This window comes from Mesorhizobium sp. WSM3873, from assembly GCF_001672445.1.
GTDB lineage: Bacteria > Pseudomonadota > Alphaproteobacteria > Rhizobiales > Rhizobiaceae > Mesorhizobium.
On sequence record NZ_LYTM01000045.1, the window covers coordinates 192565 to 206638 of the forward strand.

General features: G+C 64.4%; 11 protein-coding genes and 1 pseudogene. 5 read left to right on the forward strand and 7 right to left on the reverse strand.

The window, feature by feature from the left end; translation table 11 throughout:
- Positions 1-174 precede the first annotated feature (174 nt).
- The 3 genes from A9K71_RS23870 to A9K71_RS23880 all read left to right on the forward strand — a co-directional run bounded on the left by A9K71_RS23870 (position 175) and on the right by A9K71_RS23880 (position 2541).
- Positions 175-948, forward strand: a complete 774-nt coding sequence (locus A9K71_RS23870; protein ID WP_067001868.1) for an amino acid ABC transporter substrate-binding protein — start codon at positions 175-177, stop codon at positions 946-948.
- 121 nt (positions 949-1069) lie between these two features.
- Positions 1070-1750 (forward strand): ABC transporter permease subunit, encoded by a 681-nt coding sequence (locus tag A9K71_RS23875; RefSeq protein WP_067001871.1) that lies wholly within the window; start codon positions 1070-1072, stop codon positions 1748-1750.
- A complete protein-coding gene (locus tag A9K71_RS23880; protein WP_067001874.1) occupies positions 1747-2541 on the forward strand; it encodes an amino acid ABC transporter ATP-binding protein in 795 nt (264 codons plus the stop codon). Before A9K71_RS23875 ends, A9K71_RS23880 begins: the two co-directional genes overlap by 4 nt.
- A 257-nt stretch (positions 2542-2798) precedes the next feature.
- Here A9K71_RS23880 and A9K71_RS23885 read toward each other — a convergent pair whose 3' ends face one another.
- The 6 genes from A9K71_RS23885 to A9K71_RS23915 all read right to left on the reverse strand — a co-directional run bounded on the left by A9K71_RS23885 (position 2799) and on the right by A9K71_RS23915 (position 10827).
- Positions 2799-3380, reverse strand: a complete 582-nt coding sequence (locus tag A9K71_RS23885; RefSeq protein ID WP_040974338.1) for a CarD family transcriptional regulator — start codon at positions 3378-3380, stop codon at positions 2799-2801.
- Between the two features lie 375 nt (positions 3381-3755).
- The gene (fdxA, locus tag A9K71_RS23890) at positions 3756-4094 is read right to left on the reverse strand and encodes a ferredoxin FdxA (protein WP_067001876.1); all 339 of its coding nucleotides are present in this window, start codon (positions 4092-4094) and stop codon (positions 3756-3758) included.
- A 149-nt stretch (positions 4095-4243) separates the two neighbouring features.
- Positions 4244-4630 carry an RNA-binding S4 domain-containing protein gene (locus tag A9K71_RS23895; protein WP_067001879.1) on the reverse strand — a complete coding sequence of 129 codons (387 nt, stop codon included), beginning with the start codon at positions 4628-4630 and terminating at the stop codon, positions 4244-4246.
- A gap of 15 nt (positions 4631-4645) precedes the next feature.
- Complete coding sequence (locus tag A9K71_RS23900) at positions 4646-8059, reverse strand: helicase-related protein (protein ID WP_067001882.1); 3414 nt, start codon at positions 8057-8059, stop codon at positions 4646-4648.
- A 723-nt stretch (positions 8060-8782) separates the two neighbouring features.
- The gene (locus A9K71_RS23910; RefSeq protein WP_067001887.1) at positions 8783-9505 is read right to left on the reverse strand and encodes a beta-ketoacyl-ACP reductase; all 723 of its coding nucleotides are present in this window, start codon (positions 9503-9505) and stop codon (positions 8783-8785) included.
- Positions 9506-9639: 134 nt separating this feature from the next.
- Positions 9640-10827: an acetyl-CoA C-acetyltransferase gene (locus A9K71_RS23915; RefSeq protein ID WP_067001890.1), complete on the reverse strand. Its 1188-nt coding sequence runs from the start codon at positions 10825-10827 to the stop codon at positions 9640-9642.
- Between the two features lie 300 nt (positions 10828-11127).
- Here A9K71_RS23915 and phaR point away from each other — a divergent pair, with 300 nt between their 5' ends.
- A complete protein-coding gene (gene phaR / locus A9K71_RS23920) occupies positions 11128-11721 on the forward strand; it encodes a polyhydroxyalkanoate synthesis repressor PhaR (protein ID WP_067001892.1) in 594 nt (197 codons plus the stop codon).
- Between the two features lie 3 nt (positions 11722-11724).
- Here the strand turns inward: phaR and A9K71_RS23925 are convergent, their stop codons facing one another.
- On the reverse strand, positions 11725-12876 hold the full coding sequence (locus A9K71_RS23925) for a citrate/2-methylcitrate synthase (RefSeq protein ID WP_067001894.1): 1152 nt from the start codon (positions 12874-12876) through the stop codon (positions 11725-11727).
- A 93-nt stretch (positions 12877-12969) separates the two neighbouring features.
- On the opposite strand from A9K71_RS23925, the pseudogene A9K71_RS23930 reads away from it, so the two are divergent.
- Positions 12970-14050 (forward strand): annotated as a pseudogene (locus tag A9K71_RS23930) (citrate synthase/methylcitrate synthase).
- The last annotated feature ends 24 nt before the right edge of the window (positions 14051-14074 follow it).

Consider the following 14074-nt stretch of genomic DNA (forward strand, 5'->3'; position numbering starts at 1 on the left):
TTTCTGTTATCGATCCGTGAGGCTTGGCTTGGCGGATTTTTCGCTGGTGTTGAGAACTGGATTTCTGGAACGGTCGATTTTTGAAATCTGGTTCCTTATTTCTTGAGCTTCCATCTGCCAGTTTGCGGCTCTCACCATGCGCCGGGGCACCGGTCAAAACGGGATCACAGAAAAATGAAATGGCTCAAATCGCTTCTCGTCGCCGGAACGCTGCAGGTTCTGGCAGTCACAGCCGGTCATGCCGGCACCAATCTCGACCAGATCAAGCAGGCAGGCGTGATCAAGGTCGGCACGGAGGGCACCTACGCGCCCTTCACCTATCATGACGAATCCGGCGCCCTGGTCGGCTTCGACGTGGAGATCGCCAAGGCGATCGCCGAGAAGCTCGGCGTCAAGGTGCAGTTTCTCGAGGGCAAGTGGGACGGCCTGATCGCGGGGCTCGATGCCAACCGCTACGACGCCGTCATCAACGAGGTCGGCATCACCGACGCACGCAAGGCCAAGTATGATTTCTCCGATCCCTACATCGCCTCCAAGGCGGTGCTGATCGTGCGCGGCGACAACAGCGACATCAAGACATTCGCGGATCTCAAGGGCAAGAAGGCGGCGCAGTCGCTGACCTCGAATTTCGGCAAGCTCGCCGAGAAGAACGGCGCCGAATTGGTCGGCACCGACGGCTTCGATCAGTCGATCCAGCTGCTGCTCACCGGTCGCGCCGACGCCACCATCAACGACAGCCTGTCCTTCCTCGATTTCAAGAAGCACAAGCCCGACGCCAATGTGAAGATCGCCGCGCAGGAAGAGAATGCCGATTATTCCGGTGTCATCGTGCGCAAGGGCGATCCGGAACTGGTGGCGGCGATCAACAAGGCGCTGGCCGACATCAAGGCCGACGGCACCTACAAGAAGATTGCCGACACATATTTCGGCCAGGACGTCTCGCAGTAAGCCCAATCATCCCTTTTGCTTGAGTTCCGGCGGGCCGTCTTTGACGGCCCGCCGATTTTTACCTGATAGTCGCTCGGCATGCGGCCAGAGGGTCGCAGCGTCCGGAAAGGAGAAGGGCTCCGTGCCGCACTGGTTGCAATTGATGCTGGAGTCGCTGCCGACGCTGCTATGGGCGGCACTGATCTTCACCGTGCCGCTGACGCTGCTGTCCTTCGCCTTGGGGCTTATGGCCGGATTGGTGACGGCGCTGATCAGGCTGTTCGGCCCGAAACCGCTGGTCGCGCTTGTGCGCTTCTATGTCTGGATCTTTCGCGGCACGCCGCTCCTGGTGCAGCTCTTCCTGATCTTCTACGGCCTGCCGTCGGTGGGCATCCTGCTCGATGCCTTTCCCGCAGCGTTGATCGGCTTCACGCTCAATATCGGCGCCTACACGTCGGAGATCATCCGCGCCGTCATCGGCTCGGTGCCGAAAGGGCAGTGGGAGGCCTCCTATTCGATCGGCATGACCTGGAGCCAGGCGATGCGGCGCACGATCCTTCCGCAAGCGGGCCGCGTCGCGGTGCCGCCGCTCTCCAATACGTTCATATCGCTGGTCAAGGACACCTCGCTCGCGGCGGCAATAACGGTGCCCGAAATGTTCCAGGCTGCGCAGCGCATCGTCGCCACCACCTACGAGCCGCTGATCCTCTATGTCGAGGCGGCGGCGCTCTATCTGGCGATGAGCTCGGTGCTGTCGGCTCTGCAGGCGCGGCTGGAGGTGCGGCTCAACCGCTATGGCGGCTTCCTGGAGGCCAATGCATGATCGGCCTTACCAACATCGAGAAGCGCTTCGGCGACAATCTTGTCCTGAAAGGTGTCACCGTCAGCATCGACGAAGGCAGCGTCACGGCGCTGGTCGGGCCTTCGGGCGGCGGAAAAAGCACGCTCTTGCGCTGCATCAACCTCTTGGAAATTCCGACCTCGGGCACTTTGCGCATCGGCGACGAGACGCTGGAATTTCGGCCGGGCGCCAAGGTACCGGCAGCGGACATTCAGCGCGTGCGGCTGCAGACCGGCATGGTGTTTCAGAATTTTCAGCTCTTTCCGCATCGCACCGCGATCGAGAACGTCATGGAAGGGCTGGTGACGGTGCTGAAATGGCCGCAGGCGCGGGCGCGCGAGCGGGCGATGGCGCTGCTCGAGAAGGTCGGCATGGCGCATAAGGCCGATGCCTGGCCGGCGACTCTGTCAGGCGGCCAGCAGCAGCGCGTTGCGATCGCCCGGGCGCTGGCGCCGTCGCCGCGCGTGCTGCTTTGCGACGAACCGACCTCGGCGCTCGATCCGGAGCTGGCGCAGGAAGTGGTCGACGTGCTGGGTCAACTGGCCCGCGAGGGCACCACCATGGTGATGGCCACGCATGATCTGAGACTCGCCTCCAAGATCGCGCAGGAGGTGGTGTTCCTCGATGCCGGCTCGATCGTCGAGAAGGGCCCGGCTTCGATCGTGTTCGACAACCCCGAGCGCGAGCGGACCAAGCGCTTCATCGCCTCGCTGCGGCAGGAGGAGGCGCGGAAGGAAGGCGGGGGCGGGGGATCAGGTACGATTCCTTCATAAGTTGGCGCTGCCCCTCATTGCCCTGCCGGGCATTTCTCCCCGTATAGTGACGGGAGAAAGGACGCTTTCATCAGAGAGTTCGCCAATCGCCAACGTTTCAGAATGGGCGCCAACGACGCCGTCATCTCGCTTCTCCCCGTTCACTATACGGGAGAAGGTGCCGGCAGGCGGATGAGGGCAGCGCCGACCTTCCGATATTGCGCGCAACAAAAAACCCGGCGCCAGGCCGGGTTCTTCGTTGTTCGGCAGGCGAATGCTCAGGCAGCTTCTTCCTGCTCGGCTTCCTCGTTGTCGGCCTTGGCGCCGCGCTTCGGACCCTTGTTGAGGTTGACCTCGATGAGGCGAACCGCCTCGGTCTCCGACATGCGGTTGACGGCGGCGATCTCGCGAGCCATGCGGTCGAGCGCGGCTTCGTAGAGCTGGCGCTCAGAATAGGACTGCTCCGGCTGGTTGTCAGCGCGATAGAGGTCGCGCACCACTTCCGAGATCGAGATCAGGTCGCCGGAATTGATCTTGGCATCATATTCCTGCGCGCGGCGCGACCACATGGTGCGCTTGATGCGGGCGCGGCCCTGCACGACCTTCAGCGCGCGATCGACATAATCCTCTTCCGAGAGCTTGCGCATGCCGATAGAGGTCGCCTTGGCGACCGGCACCTTAAGCCGCATCTTGTCCTTCTGGAAATCGATGACGAACAGCTCCAGCTTGTGACCCGCGACTTCCTGCTCGTCGATGGCCACGATCTGGCCGACGCCATGCGCCGGATAAACGATAAACTCACCGGTCTTGAACCCGTGACGGGCCGCGGTGGACTTCTTCTGCGGGGTGATCGTTGCCATTACGCCCTGAACTCCTTAGTTGTAGCGCCGGCATGGCGGCGCCGGCTGAACTCAGACGATCGGCGGAAGCCGATCTTTAGCCGCACAACAAGTGAACTCACCGGAAAAAGCCGGGACCGACAAACCGCACGAATGCGATTGCCTGCCCCAGATCGCTCTGGTCCGGATTTGAAAAGTTCACCTTTCAGTGATTTGGGGCGTTAGCGCCATAAATCGACGTTGTGTCACCGGCATGTTTCGCGGATATAACACAAAAAGTCGGAAGAATCAAGGTTTTGCTGCATTCGCTAACGCCACGCGCCATCGCTGGCTGTCAAGACAGCAATTGTATCGGCTCTCTTACGTGGCGTCATGCCGGCTTGCCCGGCCCAGCCGTCAGTCGCCTTCGCCGGGCTCCGGCGAGAAATACTTCTCGAACTTCCCGGCCTCGCCGTCGAAGTTCTTGGCGTCGGCCGGCGGCTCTTTCTTGGCAGTGATGTTGGGCCATTTCTCCGCGTATTCGGAATTGACCTGCAACCATTTGTCGAGCCCGGACTCGGTGTCCGGCTTGATCGCGTCGGCCGGGCATTCGGGCTCGCACACGCCGCAGTCGATGCACTCGTCAGGATGGATGACGAGCATGTTCTCGCCTTCGTAGAAACAGTCGACCGGACAGACCTCGATGCAGTCCATGTATTTGCATTTTATGCAATTGTCGGTCACGACATAGGTCATCGCAGGCTCCGGGACGTCCCGTATTTGCTGGGCTTTTTTGGTGAGGTAACGCCTTTGCCCGCCGCTTGCAAGGGCAGGACTTCCCGCCTGAGCCGGCATCGCGGAAAGGAATTCCGCGCGCCTGCCGCGACGAGGTTCCGTCGTATCTTCTAGTCCTCGCCGAGCAGCCGGTCCGTCTGCCGCCGCTGCCGCTTGGTCGGACGGCCGGTGCCGGCTTCGCGCAGCGCCGGAATGGCGTCAGGAACCGCCTCGCCCTTGGGCGTCGGCGGCGGCGACATATCTTCGTAAAGCAGCCGCGCCTCGTCGGCAGGACCACGCCGGGCGCCGGGCCCAAGCACCTTCCAGACAAGGATTCGGCGGTCGAGCGTGATGGTCAGCACATCGCCGGCCTTGACCAGATCGGAGGCCTGCGCTGCTTTGTCGCGATTGATGCGGACGCGCCCGGCAACGACGAGCTTCGCCGCCAGCGACCGGGATTTCACCGCACGCGAGAAGAACAGCCATTTGTCGATGCGCTGGCGGCCTTCTCCAACCATCGCGACCGGCCGAGGCTATTTCTTCAGCTGGTCGCGCAAGGCGGCGAGCTTGGCAAAGGGTGAATCCGGATCAAAGCGCTGCGGACGCTCCTCGCGCGGCTTGCCCTGGAAGGCCGGCTTGCTGCCGCCCGCGGCATTGCCTTTGCCGTCCTGCCTGTTGCCTTTCCAGTCCGGCCGGCCCTCGCGGCGGCCCCCCTCGTGGCGATCGGCACGCTCGCCCTGCGGCCTGCCTTCGCGCCGTTCGCCGCCTTCGCGTTCCGGTCTCGGCTTGAACTTCGAGCGGTCGAAGCGCGGCTTGCCGGCCCCGTCGCGCTGGTCGCGGCGGCCCTCACGGGCTGGCCGATCGCCGGCCTGGCCACCCGTGGCAGCCGCCTGGCCATCGCCTGCAGCCTGGCCGTTGCGCGGACGATTGTCGCGGCGATTGTCATGGCGGTGGCGCGGGCGCGAATGGTCGAAGCGCGCCTGCCGCCACAGCAGGATCGGCTTCGGCTCTTCCGGTTCGGCGGGGGGCTCTGCGCCTTCACCGCCTTCGCCCTCGTGGAGAGCGCCGGCGTCGGCGGTGTTGGTGCCGTCTGCATCGTCGGCGCCGTCAGCCCCACCCGCGTCGCTTCCCGCCGCGACCTCCCCCATCGAGGTGGAGGCGTCGGCGCTTTCAGCCGACCCAAACGCTGCTGCAGCGTCCACCGCTGCGGCGGCCTCCACAGGCGGAGCCTCTTCCGCGACCGCAGCCGACGCTTCCGCCGGGTCTTTCGCGTCAGGCTCCCTCGCGGCTTCCGCGATGGCGTCGGCAGGAACTACAGCGGCAGCCGGCTCGGATCCCTCGATCGTTGCCTCTGCAACCCTGTCGGTTGCCACGGCGTCCGTCTCTGCCGCCTGTGCAGCACGCGCGGCCTCTTCCGCCGCAAGCTTCGCAGCGGAGGCCTCGCGGGCGGCATTGTCCAGCGCGTCGAGCTTGGCCTTCACCTCCGCCGCCGGCTTCGGTTCGGCGCGATAGCCAAGGCCTTTGAGGATCTCTTCCATGTCGTCGGCGGTGGCGCCGAGGATCGACATCATCGGCGGCGTCACCATGAAGGCGTGGCCGTCATAGGCGCCGTCCGGTCGCTGGCCGAGACCGGGCTTCCAGTTGGTCGCGGGTCGGATGAGATCGGCCAGCCGCTCTAGGATATCGACGCGTACGGCGCGGCGGCCGAGATTGCGATAGCCGGCGAGCTTGTAGAACGTCTTGTCGAAAGCAGGATCGATCACCACCGAGGTGCGGCCCGATGCCAGCGCATGCACCACGTCGCCGAAGCCTGGCTTGTCCTTGCCGTCGCTCTTAAGCGCCCAGAGCAGCGTCACCAGCCCGGCAGGCGCCGGCTTGATCAGCGCCGGCACGAAGACGTGGTAGGCACCGAAGCGGACGCCAAGACGCCGCAGCGCCGCGCGGCCTTCCTGGTCGAGCGACTTCATTTCCTCGGCGATGTCGCGGCGGTTGATGAGGCCGAAATGCTCGACGAGCTGGAAGGCGATACCGCGCGCGATGCCGGTGAGCTGCTCGGCGTTCTTCAAATCGACCAGCGGCTTCAAGAGCGACTCGATCTGGAAATTGACGAAACGCTCGGCACGCGCTGCGACCTTGTCGCGGGCAGGGCCGGTGAGCTGCTCGTCGGCAAGCAGCACAAGGCGCGGCTTCAAGGCCTCGTCGCCGGCAACCAGGGTGCCGATCGGCGCGCCGATCCAGCGCAGGACACCGTCCGAGCCCAATGCCAGATCGCCGTTGGCGCAGGCGGCGAAGCGCTCGGCGCGCGCCTCGAACTCAGCCGCGAGCGCCTTCTGGGCAGCGGTGCGCACCGCCTTGGCGTCCTCGCCGCCGGCGCTCTGGTCGGCGGTGAAGCGGAATCCCTGCAGTTCGCCGACGTGATGGCCTTCGACGAGCACGGTTCCGGTTGGGCTGATTTCAGCTTCAGGCATGGTATTTTCTCTAAGGCGCCGCATGAGGACGGAAGTCCTGCGGTCTACGAAGCGTTTCGTCAACCGCTCATGCAGCGCATCCGACAATCTGTCTTCGATTTCGCGCGTCTTTTCCTGCCAGTGTAGCTGATCGGCCAGCCAGCCCGGTCGGTTGGAGACGAAGGTCCAGGTGCGGATCTGGGCGATCCGGTGCGACAGCGTGTCGATATCACCATCCGTGGTGTCGGCCCGCCGCACCTGTTCGGCCATGTAATTCTCATCGACATGGCCATGGCGTGCAAGGTCCATGTAGATCGAGGCGATGAGGTCGGCATGCTGGGCGGGCGCGATCTTGCGGTAGTCCGGCAGCGCGCAGGCCTCCCACAGCAGCGCCACGCGCTCCCTGCCGGTGGCAAGCGTCCTGATGTCGGCGTCGCGCGACAAATGTTCCAGCGCCTGAGCGTCGACCGCCGGCAATGCCCGGGTCAGCCCTTCGACCGGCGCGTTGGTCTCGATCGAGCGTTTCAGGGCATCGAGGCTGGCAAAATCGAAATCGGCGGTGCGCCACTGCAGCACCTTCACCGGGTCGAAATCGTGCGCCTCGATCTTCTTGACCAGATCCTCGTCGAACGGATCGACCTGGCCGGTAACGCCGAAGGTGCCGTCGCGCAGGTGTCGGCCGGCACGCCCCGCGATCTGGCCTAGCTCGGCGGCGGTCAGGTTGCGGTATTGGTAGCCGTCGAACTTGCGGTTCTGGGCGAAGGCGACGTGCTCGAGGTCGAGGTTCAGGCCCATGCCGATGGCATCGGTGGCGACCAGATAGTCGACGTCGCCCGACTGGAAGATCTCCACCTGGGCATTGCGGGTGCGGGGACTGAGCGCGCCGAGAACGACGGCAGCACCGCCCTGCTGGCGGCGGATCAATTCGGCGATGGCATAGACCTCGTCGGCGGAGAAGGCGACGATCGCCGTGCGCCGCGGCAGGCGGGTGAGCTTCTTCGAGCCGGCATAGGCAAGATGCGACAGCCGCGGCCGCGTCACCACCGAGACGCCCTTCAGCAGGCGTTGCAGGATGCCGTGCATGGTGGCGGCGCCCAGAAGCAGCGTCTCCTGGCGGCCGCGCAGATGCAGGATGCGGTCGGTGAAGATGTGGCCGCGTTCGAGGTCGCCGGCGAGCTGCACCTCGTCGATGGCGACGAAGGCGGCATCGGTCTCTCGCGGCATCGCCTCCACGGTGCAGACGGAATATCTCGCGCTCGCCGGCACGATCTTCTCTTCGCCGGTGACCAGCGCCACCTTGCTGGCGCCGACCTTCTCGCAGACGCGCGTATAGACCTCGCGGGCAAGGAGCCTCAGCGGCAGACCGATGATGCCGGTGTCGTGCGCCACCATGCGCTCGATGGCGAGATGGGTCTTGCCGGTGTTGGTGGGGCCGAGCACGGCCGTCACGTCGCGGCCGGAAAGGATCAGCGGCTGGGAGGGTTTCGGCTGGATATTCATCGGCTCGGAAATGAGGCTTTCTGCCGCTTGTTGTCGGGGACGCGGCGGTGCCGCCGCGTGTGACAGGGCACACATAGGGATTTCAGACGCGAAGCGAAAGCGGAATGTTCCCATCAAGAGATGGCGCGACGACAGGCAAGGTCAAAATCCGCGGCCGATTAACCGTTGGAACGAGTCTGGAACGAATCGGCGACGAATCACTGACTCGCTCTGATTCAGGTTTTGTTCACGGCTATATGTGGATTTTTTGACCATGAGTCTCACCACATGCTGAATCTGTGAACTGGCCCGTTTCGTGCTTAGCTCGCGCTGGTTCTGGGGCGTCGTTAACCTTTGCGGGAGAGCGACCGCGACGGACTCGAGCGCGGCCGCCAACATTATGAAATGGTTGATCTTTCCTAACCGGCGTTAATCTTTTTCGGGCTATTTGCGGCGTGGCGTGTTAACTTTTCGGCCAAAGCCGGAACGAATCGGCGACGAATCAGCGATCTGCAAAACTTCCTGTTTTGTTCACCCCTAGATATGGTGTTGTCCAAAGCTTGTGCACCGAAAATCCACAGCTTGTGAACCGGGTTTCCCACAGGGCGCGGGGAGGCCGTTAACTTTTGCGTGCCAAATTGAGGCATGCCCACCCGGTGCCGCCGCTGCGCAGACAAAAACAGGCGGCCCGTTTGCGGCGGGCCGTCTGCCATCGGTGTCAGAAGAGTTCAGGCCAGTAAGATCTCAGGCGAAATATTGGCCGCCATTGGCGCTTATCGTCGAGCCGGTGATGAAGCCTGCGTCTTCCGAGGCGAGGAAGACGACGCAGCGCGCAATCTCCTCCGGCTCGCCGAGACGGCCGACCGGGATCTGAGCGATGATCGATTCCCGCACTTTTTCCGGCACGGCCATGACCATGTCGGTGGCGATGTAGCCGGGGCAAACAACGTTGACGGTGATGCCGGCGCGGGCGCCTTCCTGGGCAAGCGCCTTGGTGAAGCCGATATCGCCGGCTTTCGAAGCCGAATAATTGACCTGGCCCATCTGGCCTTTCTGGCCGTTGATCGAGGAGATGGTGATGACGCGGCCGAACTTCCTATCGCGCATGCCGTTCCATAGCGGATGCGTCATGTTGAAGACGCCGGAAAGGTTGGTGTCGATGACCTCCTTCCACTGCTCGCGGGTCATCTTGTGGAACATGGTGTCGCGGGTGATGCCGGCATTGTTGACCAGCACCGAGACCGGACCGAGATCGGCCTCGACTTGGGCGATGCCGGCGGCGCAAGCGTCATAATCGGCGACCGACCATTTGTAGACGGGGATGCCGGTCTCGGCGTTGAATTTCTGGGCCGCCTCGTCATTGCCGGCATAGTTCGCGGCGACCGAATAGCCGGCATTCTTCAGGGCCACCGATATCGCCGCACCGATGCCGCGCGATCCGCCCGTGACGATTGCTACCTTGCTCATGCATTTCCTCCCTTTGGTCGGAAGAGCGAGTAGGGAGCGGCGAATAGCGAGTAGGAATCCGATAACCCGTCGCGCAACACCATTTCCCCCTATAGGCTACTCCCCATTCGCTATTCGCTCAGTTCGCCGTTCGCTCAGTTCAAGGCTTCCACACACATCGCGACGCCCATGCCGCCGCCGATGCAAAGCGTCGCGAGGCCTTTCTTTGCGCCGCGGCGGCGCATCTCGTAGACCAGCGTGTTGAACACGCGGGCGCCCGAGGCGCCGATCGGATGGCCGATGGCGATGGCGCCGCCATTGACGTTGACGATCGAGGGATCCCAGCCCATGCCCTTGTTGACGGCGCAGGCCTGCGCGGCGAAGGCCTCGTTGGCCTCGACGAGATCGAGGTCCTTGGCCGACCAGCCGGCCTTCTCCAGCGCCCGCTTCGAGGCCGGGATCGGGCCGGTGCCCATGATCGCCGGATCGACGCCGGCGGTCGCCCAGGAGGCGATGCGGACCAGTGGGGTGATGCCGCGCCTGGCAGCCTCGGCCTCGGTCATCAGCAGCGCGCCGGCGGCGCCGTCATTGATGCCCGAAGCATTGGCGGCGGTGACGGTGCCGTCCTTGTCGAAGGCCGGCTTCAGCTTGGTCATGGCATCCAGCGTAGCGCCGTGGCGGATGTATTCGTCCTGGTCGACGATGGTGTCGCCCTTCTTGCCCTTGATGGTGACGGCGACGATCTCGTCCTTGAACTTACCGGCCTTCTGCGCCGCCTCGGCCTTGTTCTGCGAGGCCAGCGCGAACTCGTCCTGGACTTCGCGGGTGATCTGGAACTGACGAGCGACGTTCTCGGCGGTGTTGCCCATATGGTAGCCGTTGAAGGCATCCCATAGGCCGTCCTTGATCATGGTATCGATCATCTTGTAGTCGCCCATCTTGACGCCGGCGCGCAGGTGCTGGGCGTGCGGCGACAGCGACATCGATTCCTGGCCGCCGGCGACGATCACCTTGGCGTCGCCGGTGGCGATCTGCTGCATGCCGAGCGCAATGGCCCTCAAGCCCGAGCCGCAAACCTGGTTGAGGCCCCAAGCAGTCGTCTCCTTGGGCAGACCGGCATTGATGGAAGCCTGGCGGGCCGGGTTCTGGCCCTGAGCGGCGGTCAGCACCTGACCCAGGATGACTTCGTCCACCTCCGCCGGGTCGACCTTGGCCCGCGCGAGCAATTCCTTGATGACGACCGCGCCGAGCTCGTGCGCGGGCGTGGCGGCGAAACTGCCGTTGAAGGAGCCGACTGCTGTGCGGGCTGCGCTGGCGACGACGATTGAATTGGAAGCGGACATTTTCTTCTCCAGGCTTCGAGGTGTCGTTAGGCTATCCTTGGAGACTTTCTTGCCCGTTCAAGCACCTGAGTCAAACCGGAAATCGGCATGGCCGCCATGCGCGGCAAGCAAGTCGAGCGCTTATCGTGACGGCGTGGCCATCGCGCTGCAGCACAATTTGGCCCGCCCTTTCGGCATTAATTGATGCCGCACTGCACAAACCGCTTGGAATTGTGACGCTTTTGCGCATATCCTCGACAAATGGCGCAATCGTTACCGGCCGCTTACTGTGAACGCGCCGGTATCCTGGGGAGGATACGGATGGCCGCAAAAGACGACCCGATCGTCATCAAGAAATACGCCAACCGCCGGCTCTACAACACCGGCACCAGCACCTATGTCACGCTCGAAGATCTGGCCGAGATGGTCAAGAAGGGCGAAGAATTCACCGTGCAGGACGCCAAGACCGGCGACGACATCACGCATCCGGTGCTGACCCAGATCATCTTCGAGCTGGAGAACAAGGACGGGCAGAACATGCTGCCGATCCCGTTCCTGCGCCAGCTGATCTCCTTCTACGGCGACCAGATGCAGATGATCGTGCCGAGCTTCCTCGAACAGTCGATGATCGCCTTCTCCAAGGAGCAGGAGCGTTTCCGCGAGCAGCTGAAGGGCGCCTTCGGCAAGACGCCGATCGACATGATGAAGACGCCGATGAAGGCGCTGGAGGAACAGACGCGGCGCAACGTCGAGATGTTCCAGAACGCGATGCGCATGTTCACGCCGTTCCCGTCAGCCGGCCCCAATTCCGCGGCGCCCGCCGAGCCGTCGAAGAAGGACGAGAAATCCGACGACCTGCAGGAATTGAAGGCGCAGATCGCCGCCATGCAGCGCAAGCTCGACACCATGTCGTGATGGCTAGCCGTCAGGTGTTCCTGCAGGGCCGTCATAGCGGGCTCGCGGCCTGATGGGCCTGTTGCTCGTCACCTGCTCGATGGCATGCGCCGTCCAGCCGATGCTGCGACCGAGCGCGAACAGGCGAAAGGGCGCGTCGGCGGGGAGATTGAGGCTGCGCGTCAGCGCGGCCAGCGCGAAGTCGACATTCGGGCGCATGCCTGTCGCGGCAAGGACGGCGTCGCGCAGATGCAGCAGACCGTCAGCGATATCGAAGTCGGGCAGCAGAGCCTCGGCGCGCGGATCGCCTTCGGGGTAAAGCTGATGGCCGAAGCCGGGCAGCGGCCGGTCGTGGGCCAGCCAGCGCGCGATCGTCTCGTCCGGCCCGAGCCGCTCGGCATCCTCGACCAGCGCGATGGCCGCGGCGCTGGCGCCGCCATGACGCGGGCCGGTAAGGGCAGCGAGCCCGGCAAGCAGGCAGGCCACGATCGGCGCGCCGGTCGAAGCGGCGACGCGTGCGGCGAAGGTCGAGGCGTTGAGCTCGTGATCGGCCAAAAGCACCAGCGCCTTGCGGATGAGATCGGCACCGGCAGCGTCGACCGACCAGCCGCGCGCCAGCCTTTCATGCACCGGCTCCGCCCCCGGGCTTGCACCGAGTGACGTCGCGAGCACGCTGGTGGCGCTGGCGCCATCCTGCTGCAGCATGCCCGGCCTGCGGCCGAGCGAAGGCCGGCCAGCCGCGGCAAGCGCCGACAATCTTGCAAAGGCCGTCGGGGTGCCGCTCTCGCGAACGATCGAAGGCGTCAGCGATGCGAAGGATATCGCGGCGCCGGATGCCCAAAGCAGGCTTGCTGCCTCCTCCAGCGTCGCTGTCGCGGCAAGCGCAACGGCATCCTTGCCGCGATAAACGAGGCGGCCGTGCAGCACGGTCGAGATGGCAGTGGTGATCGCCGGCTCGCCCCAGGCGATGGCGCTTTCGGCGATCGCCTGGGGGCTGCGCCCGCGCGCCCGGCGGGTGGCGAGCGCGGCTATGTCGTCGGCTCGATACTGGCTGCGGCGCGGATCGGCCCCGTCGGGCCGCATGCCGATGCGGCCGCGGCTGACATAGGCGTAAAGCGTCTGCGGCCGGACCTTGAGCCGCGCCAGCGCTTCCTCCCGCGTCAGCCATTCGGACAAGTCCGCACCGCCTCATATTGATTCAGTTGATCAAGATTGATGCGTTGATTGTAGAGCATTAACTGCAGTGCACAAAGGGTCAAGGAGACAGTCATGGCAAATGGGCTCGATGATGTTGTGGCGGCGGAGACGGTTCTTTCCGATGTCGACGGCGCGGGCGGCCATCTCACCATCCGAGGCCATTCGTTGACGGAACTCGCCGGGCACTGGCGCTACGGCCAGGTGGTCCGCCTCTTGTTCCACGGGTTCTTTGACGAGCTTCCCGGCGACGACGAGCTGGAGAAGGCGATCGGCAATGCGCGTGTCGAGATTTTCGAACGGCTGCAGCCGATGCTCGCTGAACTTCCAGCGCTCGACGTCTACAGCGGTATGCGCGCCGGCATCGCCCTTCTGCCCGACGGCGAGTCGCTCGCCGACGCGCTCCGGCTGATCGCGGCGCCGGCGGTGCTAACTCCGGCCCTGCTGCGGCTCGGACGCGGCGAGAAGCCTCTGACTCCGGACGCACGCGCCGATCATGCCAACGACATGCTCCGAATGCTCTCCGGCACGCCGTCGCCGGCCCTTGCCAAGGCGCTCGATACGTATCTGGTGACAGTCTGCGACCATGGGCTCAATGCCTCGACCTTCGCAACGCGGGTGGTGGCGTCGACGCAGGCGGGCTTGACCTCGGCGATCCTGGCCGGGCTCGGCGCGCTCAAAGGCCCGCTGCATGGCGGCGCGCCGGGGCCGGTGATCGAGATGCTCGACGCGATCGAGGCGAGCGGCGACGCGGCCGCCTGGCTGCGAAACGAGATAGCGCGCGGCGAGCGCATCATGGGCTTCGGCCATCGCATCTACCGCGTACGCGACCCGCGTGCCGACGTGCTGAAAGCCGTCGTGCGGCGGCACACGAAATGAGTCCGGCCGCCGGCTGGCCTTCGCCGAGACGGTGGAGCAGGCGGCACTCGACGTGCTCAGGGTGGCCAAGCCGCAACGCTCGATCCAGACCAATGTCGAATTCTATACCGCGCTCCTGCTCGAAGCCGCGGGCTTCCCGAAGGAGGCGTTCTCCAACGTCTTTGCCGCCGGCCGCGTCGCCGGCTGGATTGCGCATGCGCGCGAGCAGCAGGCGACCGGACGCCTGATCCGGCCGCAGTCGCGCTATGTCGGGCCGGTGCCCGATCTCGTCGCCTGACGCCGCGAGCAATACTCCGCGTCC